Annotated in this window: 21 protein-coding genes; 5 read left to right on the top strand and 16 right to left on the bottom strand. The window is 35.9% G+C overall.

The features are described from left to right. Window positions 1-44: 44 nt before the first annotated feature. From icd to CDZ89_RS05175, 3 genes are all read right to left on the bottom strand, one after another. A complete protein-coding gene (icd, locus tag CDZ89_RS05185) occupies window positions 45-1,310 on the bottom strand; it encodes an NADP-dependent isocitrate dehydrogenase (RefSeq protein ID WP_096153010.1) in 1,266 nt (421 codons plus the stop codon). Between the two features lie 427 nt (window positions 1,311-1,737). Next, a complete protein-coding gene (gene citZ, locus CDZ89_RS05180) occupies window positions 1,738-2,853 on the bottom strand; it encodes a citrate synthase (protein WP_096153009.1) in 1,116 nt (371 codons plus the stop codon). Between the two features lie 290 nt (window positions 2,854-3,143). Beyond that, complete coding sequence (locus tag CDZ89_RS05175) at window positions 3,144-3,605, bottom strand: DUF441 domain-containing protein (protein ID WP_096153008.1); 462 nt, start codon at window positions 3,603-3,605, stop codon at window positions 3,144-3,146. Between the two features lie 162 nt (window positions 3,606-3,767). Here CDZ89_RS05175 and ytvI point away from each other — a divergent pair, with 162 nt between their 5' ends. Next, window positions 3,768-4,886, top strand: coding sequence for a sporulation integral membrane protein YtvI (gene ytvI / locus CDZ89_RS05170; RefSeq protein ID WP_096153006.1), 1,119 nt, complete (start codon window positions 3,768-3,770; stop codon window positions 4,884-4,886). 53 nt (window positions 4,887-4,939) lie between these two features. Here ytvI and CDZ89_RS05165 read toward each other — a convergent pair whose 3' ends face one another. The 8 genes from CDZ89_RS05165 to dnaE form a co-directional block, all read right to left on the bottom strand. Further along, complete coding sequence (locus CDZ89_RS05165) at window positions 4,940-5,335, bottom strand: FxsA family protein (RefSeq protein ID WP_096153004.1); 396 nt, start codon at window positions 5,333-5,335, stop codon at window positions 4,940-4,942. A 177-nt stretch (window positions 5,336-5,512) separates the two neighbouring features. Beyond that, window positions 5,513-7,267: a pyruvate kinase gene (gene pyk / locus CDZ89_RS05160; RefSeq protein ID WP_096153003.1), complete on the bottom strand. Its 1,755-nt coding sequence runs from the start codon at window positions 7,265-7,267 to the stop codon at window positions 5,513-5,515. Between the two features lie 58 nt (window positions 7,268-7,325). Beyond that, the gene (gene pfkA / locus CDZ89_RS05155; RefSeq protein WP_096153001.1) at window positions 7,326-8,285 is read right to left on the bottom strand and encodes a 6-phosphofructokinase; all 960 of its coding nucleotides are present in this window, start codon (window positions 8,283-8,285) and stop codon (window positions 7,326-7,328) included. 432 nt (window positions 8,286-8,717) lie between these two features. Then, window positions 8,718-9,695, bottom strand: coding sequence for an acetyl-CoA carboxylase carboxyl transferase subunit alpha (gene accA / locus CDZ89_RS05150; RefSeq protein ID WP_096152999.1), 978 nt, complete (start codon window positions 9,693-9,695; stop codon window positions 8,718-8,720). Beyond that, window positions 9,689-10,552, bottom strand: a complete 864-nt coding sequence (gene accD / locus CDZ89_RS05145; RefSeq protein WP_096152997.1) for an acetyl-CoA carboxylase, carboxyltransferase subunit beta — start codon at window positions 10,550-10,552, stop codon at window positions 9,689-9,691. Before accD ends, accA begins: the two co-directional genes overlap by 7 nt. Before the next feature lie 172 nt (window positions 10,553-10,724). After that, window positions 10,725-11,351 (bottom strand): FadR/GntR family transcriptional regulator, encoded by a 627-nt coding sequence (locus CDZ89_RS05140; RefSeq protein WP_227521442.1) that lies wholly within the window; start codon window positions 11,349-11,351, stop codon window positions 10,725-10,727. Between the two features lie 3 nt (window positions 11,352-11,354). Next, window positions 11,355-12,596, bottom strand: coding sequence for an NADP-dependent malic enzyme (locus CDZ89_RS05135; RefSeq protein WP_096152995.1), 1,242 nt, complete (start codon window positions 12,594-12,596; stop codon window positions 11,355-11,357). A gap of 354 nt (window positions 12,597-12,950) precedes the next feature. Continuing rightward, the gene (gene dnaE, locus CDZ89_RS05130) at window positions 12,951-16,295 is read right to left on the bottom strand and encodes a DNA polymerase III subunit alpha (RefSeq protein ID WP_096152994.1); all 3,345 of its coding nucleotides are present in this window, start codon (window positions 16,293-16,295) and stop codon (window positions 12,951-12,953) included. Window positions 16,296-16,448: 153 nt separating this feature from the next. Here dnaE and CDZ89_RS05125 point away from each other — a divergent pair, with 153 nt between their 5' ends. Both CDZ89_RS05125 and ytrI read left to right on the top strand, forming a co-directional pair. Beyond that, entirely contained in the window at window positions 16,449-16,787 is a 339-nt protein-coding gene (locus CDZ89_RS05125; protein WP_096152993.1) for a sporulation membrane protein YtrH, read from the top strand. Then, a complete protein-coding gene (ytrI, locus tag CDZ89_RS05120) occupies window positions 16,787-17,296 on the top strand; it encodes a sporulation membrane protein YtrI (RefSeq protein ID WP_096152992.1) in 510 nt (169 codons plus the stop codon). Before CDZ89_RS05125 ends, ytrI begins: the two co-directional genes overlap by 1 nt. A 55-nt stretch (window positions 17,297-17,351) precedes the next feature. On the opposite strand, the gene CDZ89_RS05115 is transcribed toward ytrI, so the two are convergent. Beyond that, entirely contained in the window at window positions 17,352-18,293 is a 942-nt protein-coding gene (locus CDZ89_RS05115; RefSeq protein ID WP_096152991.1) for a DHH family phosphoesterase, read from the bottom strand. Between the two features lie 146 nt (window positions 18,294-18,439). Here CDZ89_RS05115 and CDZ89_RS05110 point away from each other — a divergent pair, with 146 nt between their 5' ends. Further along, complete coding sequence (locus tag CDZ89_RS05110) at window positions 18,440-18,751, top strand: YtpI family protein (RefSeq protein ID WP_096152989.1); 312 nt, start codon at window positions 18,440-18,442, stop codon at window positions 18,749-18,751. A gap of 263 nt (window positions 18,752-19,014) precedes the next feature. Here CDZ89_RS05110 and CDZ89_RS05105 read toward each other — a convergent pair whose 3' ends face one another. The 3 genes from CDZ89_RS05105 to CDZ89_RS05095 form a co-directional block, all read right to left on the bottom strand. Then, window positions 19,015-20,325 carry a CBS domain-containing protein gene (locus tag CDZ89_RS05105; RefSeq protein ID WP_096152987.1) on the bottom strand — a complete coding sequence of 437 codons (1,311 nt, stop codon included), beginning with the start codon at window positions 20,323-20,325 and terminating at the stop codon, window positions 19,015-19,017. A 67-nt stretch (window positions 20,326-20,392) separates the two neighbouring features. Beyond that, complete coding sequence (locus tag CDZ89_RS05100; protein WP_096152986.1) at window positions 20,393-20,638, bottom strand: hypothetical protein; 246 nt, start codon at window positions 20,636-20,638, stop codon at window positions 20,393-20,395. Window positions 20,639-20,916: 278 nt separating this feature from the next. Next, window positions 20,917-21,600, bottom strand: a complete 684-nt coding sequence (locus CDZ89_RS05095; protein WP_096152984.1) for a metal-dependent hydrolase — start codon at window positions 21,598-21,600, stop codon at window positions 20,917-20,919. Window positions 21,601-21,714: 114 nt separating this feature from the next. Here CDZ89_RS05095 and CDZ89_RS05090 point away from each other — a divergent pair, with 114 nt between their 5' ends. Next, window positions 21,715-22,818: a M24 family metallopeptidase gene (locus CDZ89_RS05090; RefSeq protein WP_096152982.1), complete on the top strand. Its 1,104-nt coding sequence runs from the start codon at window positions 21,715-21,717 to the stop codon at window positions 22,816-22,818. A gap of 38 nt (window positions 22,819-22,856) precedes the next feature. On the opposite strand, the gene ald is transcribed toward CDZ89_RS05090, so the two are convergent. After that, complete coding sequence (ald, locus tag CDZ89_RS05085) at window positions 22,857-23,978, bottom strand: alanine dehydrogenase (protein ID WP_096152981.1); 1,122 nt, start codon at window positions 23,976-23,978, stop codon at window positions 22,857-22,859. Between the last annotated feature and the right edge of the window lie 270 nt (window positions 23,979-24,248).

Raw genomic sequence — 24,248 nt, 5'->3', positions numbered from 1 at the left:
TTCAATAGCCCCAGCAAGATGCTGGAGCTATTGTTTATTTGTAATTACATATTTTTAATTAATTCGTCACCGAACTCAGAGCATTTAACTTCTGTAGCACCGTCCATTAAACGAGCAAAGTCATAAGTTACAACTTTAGAAGAAATAGCTTTTTCCATTGCTTCTACTACTAAGTTAGCAGCTTCTGTCCAACCTAAGTGCTCAAGCATTAACACGCCAGAAAGGATTACGGAAGATGGGTTAACTTTATCAAGACCAGCATACTTAGGAGCTGTACCATGAGTAGCTTCAAAGATAGCATGACCTGTTTCGTAGTTAATGTTTGCTCCAGGAGCAATTCCGATACCACCAACTTGTGCAGCAAGAGCGTCAGAAATGTAGTCTCCATTTAAGTTCATTGTAGCAACTACATCGAACTCACGTGGACGAGTTAAGATTTGTTGTAAGAAGATGTCTGCGATAGAATCTTTTACGATTAATTTACCTTCTGCCTCTGCAGTTTCTTGAGCTTTGTTAGCAGCGTCTTTTCCTTCAGTTTCAGCAATGCGGTCGTATTGAGCCCAAGTGAATACTTTATCACCGAATTCTTTCTCAGCAAGTTCGTAACCCCAGTTTTTGAACGCACCTTCTGTAAACTTCATGATATTACCTTTATGAACTAAAGTTAAAGACTTACGTCCATGCTCAAGTGCATAGTTAATTGCAGCACGTACTAAACGAGATGTACCTTCTTGTGATACAGGCTTAATACCGATACCAGAAGTTTCTGGGAAACGGATTTTGTTAACGCCCATTTCGTTTTGTAAGAAGCTAATAAGTTTTTGTACTTCTTCTGACCCACTAGCATACTCGATACCCGCGTAAATATCTTCTGTGTTTTCACGGAAAATAACCATATCTGTGTCTTCAGGACGTTTAACTGGAGAAGGTACTCCTTGGAAATAACGTACAGGACGTAGACATGTAAATAGATCTAATTCTTGACGTAGTGCAACGTTTAAAGAACGAATCCCGCCTCCAACTGGAGTAGTTAAAGGTCCTTTAATACCAATTATGTACTCACGAATTACATCTAAAGTTTCTGCAGGTAACCATTCGCCAGTTTGGTTGAAAGCTTTTTCACCAGCTAATACTTCTTTCCAAACAATTTGCTTTTCGCCATTGTATGCTTTTTCAACAGCTGCTTCTAATACGCGAGATGCTGCTGCCCAAATATCTGGACCAGTTCCGTCACCTTCAATGAAAGGGATGATTGGGTTGTTTGGTACGTTTAATACACCATTCGTTACTGTAATTTTTTCTCCTGTCACTTGTAAAACCTCCTGGTAATTGTCTTCTTATTTTGATAGAGTCAGAAGCTCCCATAAAAATGTTACTCTTTTTTCGAGAGCTTCGTCAATTTATTCGAATGATAACACCGCTGTTGATTTCCGTACAAGGCTCCGCTTTCCGCGGGCGTGTCTAGCTTCGGAGGCTAGCTCCTCTAGTCATAAGCCATGGTCATCTCGAGGGGAAAAGCACCCTCAAGCTGACCCTGTCTTATGCTTGTCGGAGCTGAACGAGCCACCTCAAACTTTTCGTGGCGCCGGGAGCCTCCTCGGCGCAAGCGCCTGTGGGGTCTCCCGCTCCCCGCTTCTCCCGCAGGAGTCTCCACCTTGTACGGAAATCACAGCTTGTTAGCAATTATATTAAATCGCCTTACTTTAAAATTGTCATTCGAAGCAAACCCTTACTTTACTAACGCTTTTCAACTGGTACGTATTCTTGCATACCAGGTCCTGTGTAATCAGCACGTGGACGGATTAGGCGGTTGTTGCTGTATTGCTCAAGAATGTGAGCTAACCAACCTGATACTCGACTCACTGCAAAGATTGGAGTGAATAAGTCATGGTCAATACCTAAAGAGTGGTACATGGACGCTGAATAGAAATCTACGTTTGGAGGAAGCGGCTTCTCTGAAGTAACGATTTCCTCAATTTTTGTAGACATTTCGTACCATTGTGGCTCGCCAGTTAACTTAGTTAACTTCTCACTCATAGCGCGTAAATGTTTTGCACGTGGATCTCCGTGACGATATACGCGGTGACCGAAGCCCATAATTTTTTCTTTGTTTGCTAATTTCTCACGAACATAGCTATCTACTTTATCAACAGAACCAATATCCGTTAACATCTTCATAACAGCTTCGTTTGCTCCACCGTGTAATGGACCTTTTAATGCACCGATTGCTGCTGTAACACCAGAATATACATCTGATAAAGTAGCTACACATACACGTGCAGTAAAAGTAGATGCGTTTAACTCATGGTCTGCGTGAAGAACTAATGCTTTGTTAAATGCTTCTTCTGCAATTTCGGATGGCTCTTGGCCAGTTAGCATGTATAAGAAATTAGCAGCAAAGCTAAGATCTGTTCTTGGTGCAACAGGCTCTAATCCTTTTCGAATTCTAGAGAATGCCGTAACGATAGCAGGCATTTTCGCTTGTAGGCGAACTGCTTTTCTATAATTTGCATCAGCATCCATTACATCAGCTTCAGCATCATATAAACCTAATAATGATACCGCTGTGCGTAATGCTGCCATTGGATGTACTTTGTCGATTGGATATGTTTTAAAATGGTTGATTACTTCTTCAGGTAAAGCTGCATTTTCAGCTAATTCTTTCTTTAATGTAGCCAATTCTTCTTTATTTGGAAGTTTTAAATGCCAAAGTAAGTAGATTACCTCTTCAAAACTAGCATGTTCTGCTAAGTCATCGATATTATACCCAACATACGTTAATGTATCATCAATGATAGAACTAATAGATGAAGTTGTAGCTACTACCCCTTCAAGACCTTTTGTTGCTGTCATTTTCAACCTCTCCTTTGCAAAAATGTCTTTCAAATCCTAATCTACTGATAACTGAACGTTTGCTCACCATAATGTTAGCAAACATTTCGAAAAAAGAAAATGCTTACATTTCCTGTGAAAAGAAAAGCACACATAGCAAAGTAAACTTTGACTTAATGGTGCCTTGTTCAGCTATATAATTTACTTTTATATGTAGGAAGGAAATGCTCTTGGTATTATTATATCAAATTTCTGAAATTTGTGAACGAAAAGTACAAAAGTCATGCGAAAATTATTATAACGAAAAAATATTATGTGAAATATTGAATTACTCTCATTACGAGATAAGCGATTCCAGCACCTATTAATGGACCAACCGCCACCCCTTGAAATAATGCAACCGCAAGTATTGTCCCAAAAACCAATGCTGCCGTGATATGTGGATCATTAGCTAATAAAGTAAGACCACTCTTGGCTATTAATGCAACGGCAATACCGGCTCCTAAAGCGACCCAAGCATAAGAAGACTTAACTGCTTCTTGCAATTGTTTAAAGCCAATTTCCCCTGTAGCAATTGGGACTAGTACAGCTATAGTAATAATAGTTACACCCCAATTAATCCCTTTTGCTTGTATAGTAGGGAATAACTTACTATCAAGTCCAATTACTTTAATCACTAGTAAAACTGCTACTGCAACAATCAAGGAAGAGTTTTTGGCAATAATTCCGATAATGAGTAATACAATTAAAAAAAGCGTTGCATGACTTAACAAGTAGTTTCATCCTTCCAAACTATATAACACTACACCTTATCGTACCATATTTGTCTTGCAAATTAAAAAAATACGACTTTTGTCTTTACATTCATGCAGGAAAGAAATAACAAGTTAGAGAACTTAAAGTATAGTTGGATTTGTTAACGGGGGGATTTGCTAGTGAATTGGAATTATATTTATATCGGTTTTCGAACCGTTGCTGTTCTTTTAATTATTTTAGTAAGCCTATTTTCCTTTTACTTTATTTTTAAAGTAACTTATCCATTTGTGATTGGATTTGCTTTAGCTTTTTTCATAAACCCTATCGTTAATTTTTTTGAGACCAAGGGTCGTTTACCTCGTACTTTATCAGTTTTCATATCATTAGTTTTATTTTTTTCTATTGTAGCTGGGTTATTAACTTTATTAATAGTAGAGATTGTTTCTGGTACGGAGTATTTAGCAAAAGTAGTTCCAAGTCACTTAGAAAACTTTATCATTTATATTGAACAATTCATTGTGACACAGTTCTTGCCCTTTTTTAATCAAATAACTGCTATGTTTCATAATTTAGAACAAGGGCAACAACAATCTATCCTTTCTAATGTAGAAAATTTAGGTGGTACAATTGGTGCAAATCTTGGTCAATTTATCCAACAATTTCTGCAAACATTACCTAAATTATTTACGTGGATACCAAATGTAGCAACCGTAATTGTATTTTCCTTATTGGCAACATTTTTTATTAGTAAAGATTGGTATAGATTACAATTACGTTTTAAAAAGTATATTCCAGATAAACCTCAGGAAAGTATTCGAAAAGTTATTTTTAGTTTAAAGCTTGCCTTTTTCGGATTCTTACGTGCTCAAGCTACACTTATTAGCATTACTACGATCATTGTCTTAATAGGGTTACTAATATTACGCGTTGAATATGCTATTACAATTGCCATTATTATTGGGATAGTTGATTTACTTCCTTACTTAGGTACAGGATTAGTGTTTGTACCTTGGATTATTTATTTGGCTATAAGTGGAAATGTTAAGTTAGCTATTGGCTTAGGCATTCTATATATTATTGTATTGGTTCAAAGGCAATTAATGGAACCTAAGATTCTTTCGTCTAACATTGGGTTAGATCCTTTGGCTACATTAATTTCACTGTTTGTAGGATTTAAATTAATTGGCTTTTTAGGACTAATAGTAGGACCTGTTGTATTAGTAATTATTAATACTCTTCATAAGGCGGACGTTTTTAAAGATGTGTGGAATTATGTAATTGGTGGCAAGAGTGCCTAGATGGGTAGATAATAAGAAAAAGGCAGCTAATAAAGTAGCTGCCTTTTTTGCATTTACCGCTTATTTATAATAATAAATTGGCCTCTATCTACCAATTTTCTTAATGTGTTGTATATTAGAGGTTTAATAAAGTTTCTAGTAGTAGGAATTAATAGCATAAAGCCTAGTGCGTCCGTTAAAAAACCTGGTGTTAGTAAAACAACTCCACCAACTAAAATACAAAGTCCATCTATAATAACGTCTCCTGGCATTTGTCCATAGCTCATTTGTTGTTGTGCTTTTCTTAACGCCTCTATTCCTTGGTACTTAGCCAACCAAGCGCCTAAAACCCCTGTAAAAATAATTAAAAGAATTGTTACAAGTACACCTAATGTTTTGCCTGAGAAAATAAGTAACCATATTTCTAGTGCAGGCACAATTATGATCAAAGCTAAAAGCAATTTGAACATGAAGAGTCTCTCCATTCTATACCTTTATACGCTTATTATAGCAGATATAACTAAAGTACGCTTCTTTAAATCACCCTGAATAGGTATATATCCCATTGGCAGAAAAATCCTATTACAATAAAAAACCGATTTACCAACCTATAAGAGTTGGAAAATCGGTTTTCGTGATAATAATAATTATAGTACGCTTGCGTGACCAGTAAAGATTGTCCCGCGGTTTGAATCTACTGTAATTTCTTGTCCATCTTTTAAAACAGAAGTTGCATCTTCCACCCCAACGATTACTGGAATTCCTAAGCTTAATCCAACAACCGCTGCGTGGCTAGTTAGACCACCTTCTTCTGTAATAAGAGCAGATGCTTTTTCTAATGAAGGCATCATGTCTTTGTCTGAACCAATCGTTACAAGTATTGCACCTTGTTCCATTTTAGTCGCTGCTTCTTCTGCAGTTCTTGCTACAACTACTTTACCGTAAGCAGACTTTCTGCCAATACCTTGTCCATTAGCTAATACGTCACCTACAACATGAATTTTCATTAAGTTTGTTGTACCTTTTTCACCAACTGGTACACCAGCAGTGATAACAATTAAGTCACCGTGTGAAACTAGGTCAGTATTTAATGATTCTTCAATTGCAACTTCTAACATTTCATCAGTTGTCGTTGCTATGCGACCGATGCGAGGGTGTACACCCCATACTAACGCCAATTTGCGAGAAACAGAAGCATTAGCAGTTACTGCAACGATTGGTGCTTTCGGGCGGTATTTAGAAATCATTCGAGCTGTATGTCCACTTTCAGTTGGAGTAACGATAGCAGATACATTTAAATTAATAGCTGTGTAAGCTACAGATTGACCAATTGAATCTGTTACTGAGTGTGGAGCTTCTTTAATTCTAGCACTTAACAGTTCACTATATTGTAATGCTGATTCTGCACGAGATGCAATGTTATGCATCGTTTGAACTGATTCAACTGGGTATGAACCTGCAGCAGTTTCACCAGATAACATAATAGCATCTGTACCATCAAAAATAGCGTTCGCAACATCACTTGCTTCTGCACGAGTTGGGCGTGGGTTGCGTTGCATCGAATCTAACATTTGAGTAGCTGTAATTACAGGCTTACCTAATTGATTACATTTTTTAATTAGCATTTTTTGAACTAGAGGTACTTCTTCTGCTGGAATTTCCACACCAAGATCTCCACGTGCAACCATTAAGCCATCAGAAACTTCAAGAATTTCGTCAATGTTGTCGACACCTTCTTGGTTTTCTATTTTAGGAATGATTTGAATTTCTGGTGCATTGTTTTGCTCTAGTAACTCACGAATTTCTAAAACATCTGATGCACGGCGAACGAACGATGCAGCAATAAAGTCAACACCTTGCTCAATACCGAATCGAATATCGTTTGCATCCTTTTCCGTAATACCAGGTAGGTTCACTTTAACACCAGGTACGTTCACACCTTTTTTATTCTTTAATGTACCACTGTTAAGGATTTTCGTACGAATTTCGTTGTTTCCAATTTCTAATACTTCTAATCCAATTAATCCGTCATCTAAAAGGATACGAGAACCTGGAGTTACATCGTTCATTAGTTCAGCATATGAAATGGAGAACTTTTCAGTTGTACCTACTACTTCTTCCATAGATACGATAATTTCATTTCCTTCTACAAGCTCAATAGCACCGTTTTCCATTGTATGTGTACGTATTTCTGGTCCCTTTGTATCTAGAAGAATTGCAACGTTTTTACCTAATTTTTCTGCCGCTTCACGAATGTTTTTAATTCTTGCACCGTGCTCTTCATAATCACCGTGTGAGAAGTTAAGGCGTGATACGTTCATGCCTGCCTCCATTAACTGTGATAACTTTTCTACTGTTTCACTTGCTGGTCCAATCGTACAAACTATTTTCGTTTTTCTCATTAATTTTGTCCTCCTATGAATGTTATGAAAACGATTCCATTATGCATATAGCACTCCACTAAATCGATAATTCTTTTGATAAGCTATACATTTTTTTATCGATAGTATGTTCTTGTGATAATGCTTCAATAATATCGTGATTTACTAATACATTATTTTCGATTCCAACACAACGGCCACCTTGACCTTCTAATAATAGCTCGACAGCATATGCACCTAATCTACTTGCAAGTACACGATCGAATGCTGTTGGTGAACCTCCACGTTGAATATGTCCTAATACACTGACTCTTGTTTCGAATTTCGTACTTTCTTCTATCTTTTTACCATACTCTACGCCGCTACCTACACCTTCAGCTACAACAATAATACTATGTTTCTTTCCACGTTCTGCACCACGTTTTAAACGTGCAATTACTTCGTCCATATCATCTTTTGCTTCAGGAATAAGTATCGTTTCCGCTCCTCCAGCAAGGCCCGCCCATAAAGCTAAGTCTCCAGCATGTCGACCCATCACTTCGATAACATATGTACGTTCATGAGAAGTTGCCGTGTCACGAATTTTATCAATAGCATCAATGACAGTGTTAAGCGCTGTATCAAAACCAATTGTAAAATCAGTACCTGCAATGTCATTATCAATTGTACCAGGTACACCAACACATGGAAAACCATGTTCCGTTAGTTTCTTAGCACCTTGATAAGATCCATCTCCACCGATAACAACTAATCCTTCAATACCGAATTTCTTTAATTGTTCAATACCTTTCAGTTGACCTTCAACTGTTTTGAATTCTTCACAGCGTGCTGTATATAACATTGTACCACCGCGATGAATGATATCACCAACTGAACCAATTTCAAGTTTTTTAATATCTCCTTCAATTAATCCAGCATATCCACGATATACACCGTACACTTCTACATTATGAAAAATTGCTTTACGAACAACTGCACGAACAGCTGCATTCATTCCTGGTGAATCCCCACCACTTGTTAGAACTCCAATTCGTTTCATTCATTTCACCTCTAACTTTATTGTTTCAAAAAGAAAAGAATATAGTGCAAGCCAAAAATAAGCTTTATATCAATACTACTTCCCTACTTGAGTAGTAAGTTATACATACAGGAAAAATGTGACATAAGCATCCGTTTACTACATCATTAGTATGTAGCTTTTGTAAAAAGATAAGCACACTTTTTGGTTTTTTTATGCGTATTGTGTGTATGTAAAAATAATACTATAAGCATTTTCTTTTCTAAGTCTATTAAAAAAATAACATGAAGATATAGCGAAAACAATAGAGAAACATTAGAATATGTGAAACTTTCATGGTAAAAAAAAAGGTAAACGCATACATTTCTAATCCACTGGCAAATTTAACCTCAAAAGGGTAATGCATACAAAAAATTAGAGCCGTACTTTATGTCGGCTCTAAATAGAATAAAATTATTTCACTTCTATTTCTTCATTTAAAAAAGTATAAGTGCCGATACGTTTGTATTTAGCATAACGCTGTTCAATTACTTCATCATCCGATAATGGCATTAAATCTTCTAATGATGCACCGATTACTTCTCTAATCTTCTCCGCTTGGAATTCAACATCACGGTGTGCTCCACCTTTAGATTCTGTAATTATTTCATCAATAACTCCTAATTCTTTTAAATCCGGAGCAGTAATTCTCATCGATTCAGCTGCTTTTTTGGCAAGTGTTGCATCTTTCCATAATAGTGCAGCAGCCCCTTCTGGTGAAATAACCGAATATGTTGAGTTCTCTAGCATGTGAACATGGTTCCCAACACCAAGAGCTAAAGCACCACCACTACCACCTTCACCAATAACAATACAAATTACAGGAACTTTTAAGCCAGCCATTTCAAATAAGTTTCTAGCAATAGCTTCACTTTGACCTCTTTCTTCCGCAGCTTTACCAGGGTAAGCTCCTTTTGTATCAATAAAACAAATAATAGGACGACCAAATTTTTCTGCTTGGTACATAAGGCGAAGGGCTTTGCGGTAACCTTCAGGATGAGGCATACCAAAGTTTCTTCTAATATTTTCTTTCGTATCTTTCCCACGTTGATGACCGATGATTGTAACAGGGATATCATTATACTTTGCAATTCCACCAACGATTGCAGCATCATCTCCATAAAAACGATCCCCATGACATTCTAAGAAGTTTGTAAAGATTCTTTGAATGTAGTCTAATGTTGTTGGTCTTTCAGGATGTCGTGCAATTTGTACTCTGTCCCACGGCTTTAAATTTCCGTAAATATCGTTCTCTAATTTTTCTAATCGTGCTTCTAACTTTTCAATTTCATCTGTTAAATCCATATCTGTAGATTTTGTAAATTCACGTAATTCGCTAATCTTCGAACGAAGTTGCACTACTGGTTTTTCAAATTCTAATTCTCCTACCACTTTTGGTCACCTCCTACATGATGAATATCCAACACATTTGTTAAGGTTTCTTTCATATCTGCTCGGTGAATAACAGCATCTAATTGACCGCACTTTAATAAAAACTCTGCCGTTTGGAAATCTTCAGGTAATTCTTCACGGATTGTTTGCTCGATAATTCTTCTTCCTGCAAAACCAATTAATGCTTTTGGTTCAGCAAAATTATAATCACCTAGGGATGCAAAACTAGCTGATACTCCACCAGTAGTTGGATGAGTCATAATGGAAATAATTAATCCACCACTCTCACTAAATAATTTTAATGCACTGCTTGTTTTTGCCATTTGCATTAAACTTAATACACCTTCTTGCATACGTGCTCCACCGGAAGCTGTAAAAATGATAAATGGATGTCCTTTTGCCTTGGCATTTTCAATGGCTCTAGTAATCTTTTCTCCAACAACAGAACCCATACTTCCCATGCGGAAAGTCGAATCCATCACCGCTACTACAACAGGGAATGAATTAATGGTACCTTCACCAGTAACAACCGCTTCATTTATACCCGTTTTTTTGCGGTCACCTTCTAGCTTTTCTAGGTAGCTTGGAAAATCTAAAGGGTTTTCTGAAATCATGTTTGTATCATATTGCAAAAATGTACCTTCATCCAAAAGACTTTCAATACGTTCTTTCGCATTCATTGGGTGATGATGTCCACAGTGAAGGCAAACTTTTAAGTTTTTATTTAGTTCTTTTGTGTACATTATTTTTTTACATTTTGGACATTTGGTCATAATTCCTTCTGGTACATCTTGTTTCGCTTGTTCTGAAGGTATTGATGCATACTTTTTCTTTTTCGTAAATAAATCCTTTAACACAATTGAACCTCCTAATATTGTTATCTAGTTTTGGTATTTGGTACTAATAACAGGTCAAAAATTAAGTAAGTAAGGAAGTTCTAATAATAGAATTATTTTTTCAGATCCTATACTTACATTTGCTTGTACTATTAATGTAACGAAATTATATTTTATTTGTTGTAGAAAGATGTCATTCTTCTATCGACATTTTTTGCAGAAAATGTTTTTCATATATTTTAAAGGCATTTGATAGACTATCTTGTTCTAATGCTCTCAACAATTCTAAACAAGTTTTACTGTCTATTAAATTTGAGTGATTAAACGTATCCCAATAGCTACTAACAATTACCCAAATTCGAAAAATAAGATGATTGCCGGCTGCGTAGGCGATTTTCTTAAAGAAAATTGCATGTGTTAACTCTTTTTCTATTTTAACAAATTCTATTAAATCACTTAAAAGAATATTCCGATTTTGACGTGTGTGAATAAGACTTAAACAAAGCTTTTCCATCTCTATCTTTGTTTCTATTAAATCATCTTTCGTTTTTTCGGACTGCAAAATGAATGTACCAAGTAAATCTACAAGATGGTGTTCTGTGAAGTCTTTCATAAAGGTTCCTTCACCACGTCGCGTTTCTATTAATCCAAGTAATTCTAATGCCCGTAGTGCCTCCCGAACAGATGACCGACCGACTTTAAGTCGGTCAGACAGTTCACGTTCAGATGGTATTTTGTCTCCTGCTGTTAAGCCATCCTCTGTAATGATAGCTCTAATTTCTTTTACTATCTCTAAATACATCTTTGGAGTAGATGTCACTGATTATTCACCTTTTCCAATACTAGCTTCTCGTCTCGTTCTCTCGGCAACTTCTTCTGGATCTACTTGCAGACGAGCAACACCAGTCTCCATTGCTGCTTTCGCTACAGCAGATGCAACAGCTGGAGCTACACGCGGGTCGAAAGGTGCAGGAATTACATAGTCTGATTTTAGTTCTTCGTCTGAAACAAGACTTGCAATTGCTTCTACTGCAGCAATTTTCATTTGTTCATTAATATGTGTAGCACGAACATCTAGGGCACCTCTAAAAATTCCTGGAAAAGCTAATACATTGTTTACTTGGTTAGGGAAGTCTGAACGCCCTGTACCGATAACACTTGCCCCAGCAGCCTTTGCATCTTCTGGCATTATTTCTGGAACTGGGTTCGCCATTGCGAAAATAATTGGGTTATCATTCATGCTTCTTACCATATCTTGTGTAAGTGCACCTTCAACAGAAACTCCTATAAAAACATCCGCATCCTTTATAACATCAGCTAAAGTGCCTTCTTGACGGTTACGATTCGTATATGCAGCCACTTCGGCCTTAACACTATTCATCCCAGTTGGGCGACCTTCATAAATTGCACCTCTAGAATCACACATAATAATATCGCGAACACCGTAGCGGTATAATAATTTTATGATGGCAATACCTGCCGCTCCTGCACCGTTAGCAACTACTTTAATTTCAGACATCGTTTTGCCACTAATTTTTAGTGCATTTACTAGACCTGCTACTGTAACGATTGCTGTACCATGTTGATCATCATGGAAAATAGGGATATTTGTCTCTTTTTTTAGTCGCTCTTCAATGACAAAGCAGTTTGGTGCAGCGATATCTTCAAGGTTTACTCCCCCGAAGTTCGGCTCTAGTAATTTAACTGTTTCAATTATCTTTTCTACATCTGTTGTATTTAAACAAATAGGAAAAGCATCTACGCCAGCAAAACTTTTGAAAAGTACTGCTTTACCTTCCATAACAGGCAATGCAGCTTCTGGTCCGATGTTACCTAATCCTAAAACAGCTGTACCATCAGAAACTACTGCTACCATATTGCCTTTCATCGTATAGTCATACACTTTATTTTTATCGTCATAAATGGCTTTACAAGGTTCTGCTACTCCAGGTGAATATGCTAAACTTAAATCTTTTGCATTTCTTACTGGCACTTTTGATATTGTTTCTAGTTTTCCTTGATGTACTTTATGCATGTGTAATGCTTCTTCTTTTAGTGATACCATTTGGATCCTCCTTAATCAAAAAGCGCAACTGATTCTATTAGTTATATTTTTCATCTTTGATGTTTTGGCTATTTTTTACGCTTCGACCTTATTTTACTATGTTCCTTGTTAGGATGCCAAAGTTAATACATACTACCCTGAAAAGTTGATTACTGGCGCTTCTCCCGCAGGAGTCTCAGCCTTGCACGGAAATCAACAGGTAAGTTTCTAATTATCAACACTACGTTTTAACATTGCCTATTTAATTAAAATATTTATTTTTATCACATTGTTTGCATAACTTAACCTATTATTTATAAAAATAAAAAATAAGGAGGTGGTCTGACCACCTCCTCATACTATAACATATCTCTTTTATTGTAAAGGTACATCTTTCTTAAATACGACATTTTGGGTCCCTAGTAACTGTTCTAAATGTTGTAAACATTTATCTGTTGGCATGATAAAATCTTCTTCAGGAAGTCGGATTGTTTTTTTATTCTTTACATAATGTACGTATACTTCCACTGGACCACGATTCTTGTTTAGAACACTTTTTAAATCTTGCAAAATGGTACTCGATTGTTTTGCTTCATCAATTTTTAAAAAGACTTTTCCTCTTAAATGCTCGTATTGTTGTATTATTTGATTAGAAGAAAGTATATTTTTAACGATTAATTGATCTTTTTCGTTCCTTGACTCTATTTTACCCTCGAGCAAAACTATTTCTCCCTGCTTGAATTGTGTAGTGAAGCGAGAAAAAACATCAGGAAACACTACGGCTTCTAAATCACCTGATTGGTCACTTAAAGTTAAAAATGCCATCTGTTCCCCTTTTTTCGTTCGAATCGTCCTACCACCTACAATTAAAACACCTAACTTAACATACCCTTTAGAAAACAGAGCATTTTCAATATTTGTTGTACCAGCTAATTTAAAATAACTTTCTAACATTTCGACAGGGTGGTTAGATAAATAAAATCCTAATGCTTCTTTTTCTAATTCTAACTTCTGTATTAGTGGCATAGGTTCTACTTTTACATACTTCGGTTTAATATCGAATTCAACTTCTAGCATTAACCCCATTTGATCTTCATCTGTTGTTGGTGTAACTAATTCTGCATGTTGCATCGCTACATCAATACTTGCTAACAGCGTTGCTCTATCCTCATTAAATTCATCTAGCGCACCTGCGTATATTAATTGCTCTAGTAACCTTCTATTCAACTTGGAGGATGTTCGCACACTTAGATCGAACAAGTCTGTGTAAGGCTGTTTTTTACGTTCCTCTACGATATATCTTACTATTTGTCTACCTACGCCTTTTATTGCTAGAAGGCTAAACCTGATACCATCTTTGTCTGTTAGGAAACTAAAAGCGCTTTTGTTAATAGATGGTGGTAAAACACGAATTCCTTTTCTTTTTGCTTCATTGACATATTGACTTATTTTTTGCTCATTTCCGATTATGCTAGACATGAATGCACTCATAAATTGAATCGGAAAATTCGCTTTCAAGTATGCTAATTCATATGCAATCATGCTGTAGGCGACAGCATGTGAGCGGTTAAATCCATAGTCAGCAAACCGAACGATAAGGTCATAAATATGGTTGGCAGTTTTTTCGTCATATCCGTTCTTCAAGCAACCTTTCACAAAATGTTGCCTTTCTTCTGCCAGTACTTCTTTTTTCTTCTTTCCAACGGCTCGTCTTAGCAAATCTGCTTCTCCTAATGAAAAACCAGCAAGCGCTGAAGCTATTTGCATAATTTGCTCTTGATAAACGATAACGCCGTAAGTATTTTTTAATATCGGTATTAGATCTTCATGTGGATACTCAATTGGTTTTACACCATGTTTTCGCTCGATAAACAAAGGTATTTGTTCCATCGGACCCGGTCTATACAACGCATTAACAGCTACAATATCTTCTAATGAATTTGGCTTTAAGTTCAATAACACTTTCCTCATACCAGGAGATTCTAACTGGAATATGCCGGATGTATCCCCTTCAGACAGCAAAGCAAAAGTTGCTTCATCGTTTGGTGGAATAGGTTCTTCTATTTTTAGGTCTGCTTTTTGAACAAGGGACTTAATCGTTTGAATGATTGTTAAATTCCGCAATCCTAAAAAATCCATTTTCAGTAAGCCGATATTTTCTAATGTTTCCATAGGATATTGTGTTAAATACGTTTCTTGTGTACTTTGTTGGATCGGAATAAGTTCCGTTAAAGGGTTTTCACTAATGATGACACCTGCTGCATGTGTAGATGTATGTCTAGGTATACCTTCTAGTTGTTTTGCAACCTCAAATGCTCGCTGTCGCTCTTTCGTTTCTGTAACCGCTCTCCTAAAAGCATCCACTTCTGTAAAAGCACTTTCTAATGTTGTTCCAGGTTTCGAAGGGATAAGCTTAGAAATCCCATCGATTTCTTTTACAGATAAACGTAAAGCTTTTGACACATCTCTCCAAGAAGCTTTGGCTGCAAGTGTTCCAAACGTAATAATTTGCGCTACATGCAGCGAACCGTACTTATTTGTGACATAATGAATCACTTCATCTCTTCGATTATCTTGAAAGTCGATATCAATATCTGGCATAGAAACGCGCTCTGGATTTAAAAATCTTTCAAAAAGTAAATTATGTTGTATTGGGTCTACATTCGTAATATATAAGCAATAAGCTACTAATGATCCAGCAGCAGAACCACGTCCAGGCCCTGTTAATATGTTATTTTGTCTTGCAAACAACATAAAATCCCAAACAATTAAAAAATAATCACTAAACCCAGTTTTTCTAATAACATTAAGCTCGTATTGCAATCTATTTTTGTAATGGTTATTGACATTTTTCACTCGTTTATTTAGCCCTTGTACACAAAGTTCCTCAAGGAAAATTTCTGCCGACATATCGTTTTCAATAGGATATTTAGGTAATAATCGTTGATTAAACTTTATTTCAACATTACAATTTCTACTTAGTAAAATTGTATTTTCTAAAGCCTCTAAGCAATCTGAAAATGTCTCATACATCTCATCGCTACTCTTTAAATAAAACGGAGCATCTTTTGGAAAATCCTCCAAAGGCTCTCCTCGTTTAATAGCCTTTAAACATTCATAACTAAAAACATCTTCTTTTTGTAAATAATGTACTTTATTTAAAGCAACTGTTTGAAATGAATATCTTACTAACAACTTTTCGGTTATGTGATGGGCTTCTTGAGAGTGTCTTTCCATCCCTAAATAAACTTTTTCTTTTGTGAAAACGTCAAAGTAAAATTTCGTTCGTTGTAAAAATGTTTCTTTTTCATCTAGTACATGAATTAATTCACACGTTGTTGCTGGCAAAATAGCGAAAAGTCCTTTTGCATAGTGCTTTAGCCATTTTTTTGGTACACCATTTTTCGATTTCGTTTGTACAATACTAGATAGTTTCATTAAGTTAACATAGCCTTGATAGTCTTCAGCTAACAATAACAATTGACTACTAGATGTTTCATCTATGTCTTCTATTACAGATAAAGTTATGCCGATAATTGGCTTTATTCCTTTTTCTTTACATGCTTTATAAAAGTCCACGGCTCCATACATAACGTTTTCGTCTGTTATTGCAATTGCTTCAAAACCCTCTTGTTTGGCTCGTTGAATAAGCCTGTCAATTCTAACAGAACTATTTAACAAACTGTAACAACTCATTATATGTAAAGGAACGTAACTCATTATTCTCACACCTTTATTTTCACTTTCCATTCTATTATAGACCGTACACATAGTAAAAAGTAACGGAAATTTCAATTGGTTTCTACTGCAAGAAAAACATACTTCTTTCTTCTTGTCCATATATATGATATATGGACTGAAAGGATGATGAAGATGGAAGTAAAAGATCCATTTATTGCTACACTACTGTTAAGTTTTTTTATTTCATTAGGTGTTTTAATTGGCGGGGCATTAATTGGGGGATTCGCTGCTTTCTTAGTTGGAGATGCCCCACTTAATCGAATGGCTAGGTTAGCTTCTTCATTAAAAATTTGGGCAATTGTTGCTGCGATTGGTGGAACATTTGACACTTTTTACAACTTTGAAAAAGGCTTATTTGGTGGAGAAACCAAGTTTTTAGTAAAACAAATATTGCTTATCATTACAGCAACAGGTGGTGCACAATTAGGTGCATTAATTATAAATTGGTTAACACAGCAGGAGAACTTGTAATGCGCATACCTCCCTATCATCGTGAACCGAGTTGGCAACGTTTTTTTGCAGGAGCTGTTGTTGGTGCTATTTTAAGTTGGGGGATTTTTGTGTTTCTGTTTGGGGCCATTCAAGATCGCCAAGTCAATTTCATCGTACAATATAAAAAACAAGTCGAAAAGCTAGAAGATCGACTTCACATATTAACAGAAGACAATGAAAAGTTAAAAGAAGAAAAGGAAAAATTAAAAGTTGAAGACATTTATATTACGATTAACAATCATGATAAATATAAGCTAAACTCTCTCGACCGAGTTCACATTATTGAAAGCATTCAAAAAGATTTGAACCATCTTATTTCAAGGGATATAAAGAGTATCAATGATAATAAAGACTTTTTAGTAAAATCGATTGAGAGCACACCTTATAAGATTGATAACAAAAGCTACTATTTTAAAGTTTTTCGATTGTACTTTGACACTACTGTTGAAATAGAGCTATCTGTTATAAAGATGGAACAATCAACTTAAACCTATTTAAAAGAGCGACTTACTTTTAAAGGAAGTCGCTCTATTTCATTTATTCTTATGAATAGCTTTTTGCTCGTTCTTTTAAGTCTTGTAAGACTAGTTGTGCATCATTCCAATTATAGATGGAAGCTCCTGATGCAAGAGGATGTCCACCACCGTTGTAGCGTTTGGCGATATCGTTTACTATTGGCCCTTTTGAGCGCAATCTTACTCTAATTTGATCCTCTTCTTCTATGAAAAATACCCACGTCAGAACACCTTCAATATTTCCTAGAGATCCTACTAATTGTGATGCATCGGCAGGAGTAGCGTTGAATTGTGCTAATTCTTCTTTCGTTAGTTTCATTGTAGCTACACCATACTCATGAATTTGGAAGTTCTCTAGTACATATCCGTTTAACTTCGCTATATGAAGTTTTACTTCATATAACTCATTGTACAATTTTGGAAAATCAAATCCATAAGAAACAAGTTCTGATGCATATTTAAAGGTTTTGGCACTCGTACTTTTAAACAAAAATCTGCCTGTATCTCCAATAATCCCTGCATATATAAGTCTAGCTGCCTCTTTTGTCATTTGAAAGCCTTGATGAACACCTCCTAAAAATAAGTCATAAATCATTTCACTTGTTGAACTTGCGTCGGTATCTACCCAAATAAGGTCTCCGTACTGATCGTCGTTTGGATGATGGTCAATTTTTATTAGTTTTCTTCCAAGGTTGTATCTTTCATCGCAAATTCTCTCGGCATTCGCTGTATCACAAACTATTACCAAAGCATTTTCATATGTATTGTCACTAATCTCATCCAACCTCGTTAAAAAATGGAGCGACTTTTCTTCTTTCCCGACACGGAACACTTTTTTATCTGGAAAAGAAGCTCTTATTATTTCAGCTAATCCACATTGTGAACCGTAGGCATCTGGATCTGGTCTTACATGACGATGAATAATAATTGTGTCTGCATTCACTATTTCTCGTATAATTTCTTGTTTCATTGTCCATTCTCCTCTTATATGTTTACTATCATTTAATCATAATTTCCATTAATATCAAAGTAGTTAAACGCTGGACTTTACTAGATATTTTAATCATTTATAGGTAGAATAGAGTTTGGACATTGATTTTGAAAGGAGTTCTATTTATGAACGCATTGCTCGTATTTTTTATGATCTTTTCCATAATGTTTTATGTTTACTATAAGTGCCTTTATTTTTTCCGAGCAAAATACCCCGCTGAGAAAAAATGGCTTAGTGCGAAATCTAGTATTGCTCTAGGTATTTTTGTTGCTTTATTCGGCTTAAACGCCATGATTAATCCTACTTCCACTTGGGCTATTGTTGTAGGCATACTATTTATTTTGATTGGTTCGGGAAGTATTTGGGCTGGATCTAAGGCATATAAATTTTATTTACCTCATGCACGTGAAGAAGCAGAACTAATTAAACAACAATAAACGGTTGAGACTACAAAATAATAAAAGATGGTAGCTTCGTTATTGAAAGGAAACTACCATCTTTTTTATTAAAAGCTATAAAGATTAGTGTTGATATTAATAAATTACAATTAGCTGTTGATTTCTGTGCAAGGCGGAGACTCCTGCGGGAGAAGCGGGAACCGGGAGACCCCGCAGGCGCGATAGCGCTGAGGAGGCTCCCGACCCGCCCGCGGAAAGCGGAAGCTTGCACGGAAATCAACAGCGGTATTTAACATAGCCTTTTAATAAATAAGTTGGACCATCATTAATGCTTTGCCGACGACATTCCCTTCGTGATATACCTCTACATCTATTTTCCCAAACTTACGTCCAACTTCTAGTATTTTCGGTTTTATTTGAATCGTACTGTCAATTTGAACTGGCTTAATAAAGTAGATCGTAATGTTCTCTACAACCATGTCGCTTTTTTTCAAGTTTCGAAGTGTACGTTTCGCCGCCTCTGTTACTAGAGTAGTAAATACACCATATGAAATTGTACCAACCGAGTTTGTCATTTGTGGGGTAATTTCACAGGATAGCATCTCTTCGCCACTTTTTCCTTGTCTTTCCACAAATTGATTTGTAACTATATCATCTAGCGTATCTCCTACTTGAGGTTGACGTTGAATCATTTGCAATGCTTTTAATACATCCTGTCTACTAATAATACCTATTAACTTATGATGCTGATCGACAACAGGTAACATTTCTATGCCTTCCCACACCATAACATGGGCTGCAGATGCGACACTTGTTTTACGATTAACGGTAATAGGATTTTTCGTCATCACTTTTTCAATTAACGTTTGATCGTCTTTTGATAAAACATCTTTGGAAGTAACAACACCTTGCACTTTGCCATGTTTATCGATAACTGGAAATCTGCTATGTTTCGTATTTTCATTAAAATAAAGCCAATCAACAATCTTATTATCTACTAATAAATGTGTTGTTTCATCTAAAGGAGTTAATATATCTTCCACAAGAACAATCTCTTTTTTTATTAATTGATCATAGATTGCGCGGTTTATTAATGTTGCAACTGTAAACGTGTCATAACTACTTGATATTATTGGGAGCTTCAGTTCATCCGCTAACTTTTTCACATGTTCATCTGTATCAAATCCACCTGTAATAAGAACTGCGGCACCACGTTCTAAAGCTAACTGGTGTGCGTTTGTTCGGTTACCGACAATAAGTAAGTTCCCTGCGCCAGTATAGCGCATCATCGCATCTAATTTCATCGCACCGATAACGAATTTGTTTAACGTTTTATGTAATCCTTCTTTACCACCTAACACTTGTCCATCTACAATGTTAACTACTTCAGCAAATGTTAGCTTTTCAATATTCTCTTTTTTCTTTCGTTCTATACGAATCGTCCCAACACGTTCGATTGTACTAACATACCCTTTGTTTTCTGCTTCTTTAATAGCACGGTAAGCAGTACCTTCACTAACTGTTAATGCTTTCGCGATTTGTCTAACGGATATTTTATCCCCAACTGGAAGTTTTTCAATATATTGTAGTATTTGTTCATGTTTAGTTGCCAAATTTTTCACCCGTTCACTAATAGTATTCTTCTATTATACGAGTGAAGTGTTAGACATTCAATGTCCATTACGTATATTGTCTTAATCTTATGCGTTTTTGTTCTTGTAATTTTAGTTTAGAAACTTTTCTTTTTCTTTTTGGCAAATACATAATCGCCGCTAAGTTTCCTCCAATAGCCATTAATGCAAAAACAACCCAAGCGATAGCAAACCAAGCGGCAAGGCCATCTTCGTGTATTGGTAATCTTGGAAAAGCTAAATAAAACATAGCTGCAATGCAGAGTAAACTTAATAACCATCTATTCTTTTTCACTGCGAATCCTCCTCTAAACATAGCTTGTTTTATTTATATTCAAATAAAATAAAAAAAGAAGCTATAATAGCTTCTTTTTAGCCTACAACTTATAAAAGTCATTAAGAAGGGTACTAACTGTTGATGTTCGATGTAGGTACTCGCTTTCCGCGGGTGGTCTCGCACCTACATCGAACATCAACTTTATTATTAAAATAAAAAATAAATTGTTATACAAACTTTTAATATTCTATTGATCTTGGCTCATTAACATAAACTAAATCTTAAAGAATTTTATATTATAATTCAATTCCTTCTCCGACTTTTAATAATAATCCGATTTCATCTGGTAGTTCGCTTATAAAGTATGTTGGGTCTTGTTCGATGATTGGGAATGTGTTGTAGTGGATAGGCACTACTTTTTTAGCATTCAACCATTGTGCTGCGATTAAGGCATCTTCAATCCCCATTGTGAAATTATCTCCGATTGGTAAAAAGGCGATATCAATACTATTTAGTTCACCAATAAGCTTCATATCGGAAAATAGGGCTGTGTCGCCAGCATGATACATTGTTTTTCCACCAATTGTTAATAATATCCCGGCAGGCATCCCTGTATATGTAATCGTTTGGTTTTCTGCATCTTCATAACTCGATCCATGAAATGCTTGGGTTAACTTCACTTTTCCGAAGTCGAATATATGAGATCCACCAATATGCATTGGATGAACTTTTACCCCTTTCCAACTTAAGAAAGTGGCTAATTCAAAAGGTGCTATAACTAGTGCGTCATTTATTTTCGCAAGCTCAACGGTGTCTCCTACATGATCATTATGACCGTGTGTGAGTAAAATAACGTCCACTTTCAAATTATCTACTTTTAAATCTGTACTACTATTACCATTAATAAAAGGATCTACGATAATTGTTTTACCATGTGCTTCTACTTTCACAACAGAATGACCGTGATACGAAATTTTCATTGAATGATTGCACCCTTTCTATTGTAAGAGGATTGCTCCCCCTGTACAGTTTTGATTTTCCTTGTTAATCTAATTGTAAACGTTTTTTTATAAGAATGGAAAGGATTTGATACGATGAAAGAACAACGTTTACATAATTTAGTGGAATGGATGAAGACAGAAGATATATCTGCTAGTTTCTTGACATCTACTCCTAATGTATTTTATTTATCTGGATTTTACACAGACCCTCACGAACGTTTATTAGGATTACTTGTCTTCCCTAATCACGATCCTATTTTAATTTGTCCTGGTATGGAAGTGGAACAAGTAAGACAAACAGGGTGGAAATTTGACGTTATTGGATATTCCGATACAGATAACCCTTGGATAATGATAAAAGAAGTAGTGGCTCAACGAGGCGTCACTATTCAAAAGTTAGCTGTGGAAGAAGAGCATATGATTGTTTCTAGATTTAAAAATGTTCAATCTATTTTTCCTGATGCTACTTTCACTTCTGCTGAAGAAAAGATGTATCAACTTCGAATTGTGAAAGATGAAGAGGAAAAAGAAATTTTACGTGAAGCTGCCAAACTTGCCGACTTTGGTGTTGAAGTAGGTGTGCATTTTTTACAAAAGGGGAGAACTGAACAAGAATTAGTGGCAACTATTGAATATGAGTTAAAGAAAAAAGGCATAAGTCAGATGTCATTCTCAACTATGGCACTTTCAGGTGTAAAAACTGCTTCTCCGCACGGAAAACCTAGTGGAGACAAAGTGAATGATGGGAATTTAGTTTTATTTGATCTTGGGGTTGTCTTAAACGGTTATTGTTCCGATATTACTCGCACAGTTGCATTCGGGGAAATTAACGAGAAACAAAAAGAAATTTACGAAACGGTATTAAAAGCTCAATTAGCAGCTGTAGAAGTGTGTAAACCAGGCACTGAAATCGGATTAATTGACCGTACTGCTCGTTCCATTATTACAGAGCATGGATATGGACAATATTTTACACACCGTATTGGTCACGGATTAGGAATTGAAGTGCATGAATATCCTTCTATGAACGAAACGAATACGATGTTACTACAGGAAGGAATGGCGTTCACCATTGAACCTGGTATTTACGTTCCGAATGTAGGTGGAGTAAGAATTGAAGATGACATCTTAGTAACGGAATCAGGCGTGGAGCTATTAACGAAATATCCAAAAGAACTGCAAATTATTAAAAGATAACAAAAAGGAAGCCATAATGGCTTCCTTTATTTATTTTATTACATTTTTGCTAGTAATGTATGTGCATCCTCATATGCAAGTTCATGCGCTTGAGCTACCGCTTCATATGTTACATAGCCATCAATTGTGTTAATACCTTTTAATAATGCAGGATTATCAAGACATGCTTGCTTGTACCCTTTGTTTGCAATTTGAACAGCATAAGGAACTGTTACATTTGTCAATCCTATCGTAGAAGTACGTGGAACTGCACCTGGCATGTTCGCTACTGCATAGTGAACTACATCATGTTTCACATAAGTTGGATCATCATGAGTAGTAATTCTATCTGTTGTTTCGAATATACCACCTTGGTCAATTGCAATATCAACTACTACAGAACCAGGAGACATAGACTGAATCATTTCCTCTGAAACTAATTTAGGAGCTTTTGCACCAGGAATTAATACTGCACCAATAATTAAATCAGATTCTTTCACCGCTTGTGCGATGTTTAATGGGTTTGACATTAATGTTTGCACGTCACGACCAAAAATATCATCTAATTGACGAAGACGTTCTGGGTTTAAGTCTAAGATTGTTACATCTGCACCTAAGCCGATTGCCATTTTAGCAGCGTTCGTCCCAGCAACTCCACCACCAATTACCGATACTTTACCACGGCGTACACCAGGAATCCCACCAAGTAAGATACCTTTACCACCTTTAGTTTTCTCAAGGAATTGAGCACCAAGTTGTGTAGCCATACGTCCAGCTACTTCACTCATAGGAGTTAATAAAGGTAGGGCACCGTTTGGCGTTTGCACTGTTTCATATGCAATTCCAACTACTTTTTTCTCAATTAATGCTCTAGTTAACTCTGGTTCTGGAGCTAAATGAAGGTATGTGAAAAGAATTAACCCTTCACGGAAATAGTTGTACTCGGATGGAAGTGGTTCTTTTACTTTCATAACCATGTCCATGGACCAAGCTTCAGCAGCAGTGTCAACAATTTTAGCACCAGCTGCAGTGTACTGCTCGTCCATAAATCCAGACCCTACACCAGCATCCTTTTCTATATATACTTCGTGTCCGAAACCAACTAAGTTAACAACTCCAGCTGGAGTCATAGCAACACGATTTTCATTATTTTTAATTTCTCTAGGTACTCCGATACGCATCGCAAGCATTCCTCCTATATTACAAATATATAAACATTTGATTAAACTATTAAGACGTATTAAATATAACATTAAAAAATAATTTGTAAAACATTTTTTCATTAATTTATGTAAGCGCTTTTTAATTAATAGTTTAATCTGAAATGATAGAATAATTCGCTAATATTTTATAAAATCCTCATAAAGTGTTTCCATTGAGATTTACCTTGATACATTCATTAAAAAGATAAAGAGAATATACAAAAAAGCAGGATTGACTTTTATTAGTCC

The sequence above is a fragment of the Bacillus alkalisoli genome (genome assembly GCF_002797415.1).
Classification (GTDB): Bacteria; Bacillota; Bacilli; order Bacillales; family Bacillaceae_I; genus Bacillus_CD; species Bacillus_CD alkalisoli.
Note: the sequence above shows the minus strand (reverse complement) of the source record. Positions and strands in the feature narration are given on the sequence as shown.

Bases quoted from the DNA above. Each gene is read 5' to 3' on its own strand.
- pfkA (WP_096153001.1), bottom strand. From the start codon at position 8,285: ATGAAACGAATTGGAGTTCTAACAAGTGGTGGGGATTCACCAGGAATG.
- CDZ89_RS05090 (WP_096152982.1), top strand. From the start codon at position 21,715: ATGAAAGAACAACGTTTACATAATTTAGTGGAATGGATGAAGACAGAA.
- CDZ89_RS05165 (WP_096153004.1), bottom strand. From the start codon at position 5,335: ATGTTCAAATTGCTTTTAGCTTTGATCATAATTGTGCCTGCACTAGAA.
- dnaE (WP_096152994.1), bottom strand. From the start codon at position 16,295: ATGAGTTACGTTCCTTTACATATAATGAGTTGTTACAGTTTGTTAAAT.
- CDZ89_RS05110 (WP_096152989.1), top strand. From the start codon at position 18,440: ATGAACGCATTGCTCGTATTTTTTATGATCTTTTCCATAATGTTTTAT.
- ald (WP_096152981.1), bottom strand. From the start codon at position 23,978: ATGCGTATCGGAGTACCTAGAGAAATTAAAAATAATGAAAATCGTGTT.
- CDZ89_RS05115 (WP_096152991.1), bottom strand. From the start codon at position 18,293: ATGAAACAAGAAATTATACGAGAAATAGTGAATGCAGACACAATTATT.
- CDZ89_RS05125 (WP_096152993.1), top strand. From the start codon at position 16,449: ATGGAAGTAAAAGATCCATTTATTGCTACACTACTGTTAAGTTTTTTT.
- citZ (WP_096153009.1), bottom strand. From the start codon at position 2,853: ATGACAGCAACAAAAGGTCTTGAAGGGGTAGTAGCTACAACTTCATCT.
- ytrI (WP_096152992.1), top strand. From the start codon at position 16,787: ATGCGCATACCTCCCTATCATCGTGAACCGAGTTGGCAACGTTTTTTT.
- CDZ89_RS05135 (WP_096152995.1), bottom strand. From the start codon at position 12,596: ATGGTATCACTAAAAGAAGAAGCATTACACATGCATAAAGTACATCAA.
- pyk (WP_096153003.1), bottom strand. From the start codon at position 7,267: ATGAGAAAAACGAAAATAGTTTGTACGATTGGACCAGCAAGTGAAACA.
- CDZ89_RS05095 (WP_096152984.1), bottom strand. From the start codon at position 21,600: ATGAAAATTTCGTATCACGGTCATTCTGTTGTGAAAGTAGAAGCACAT.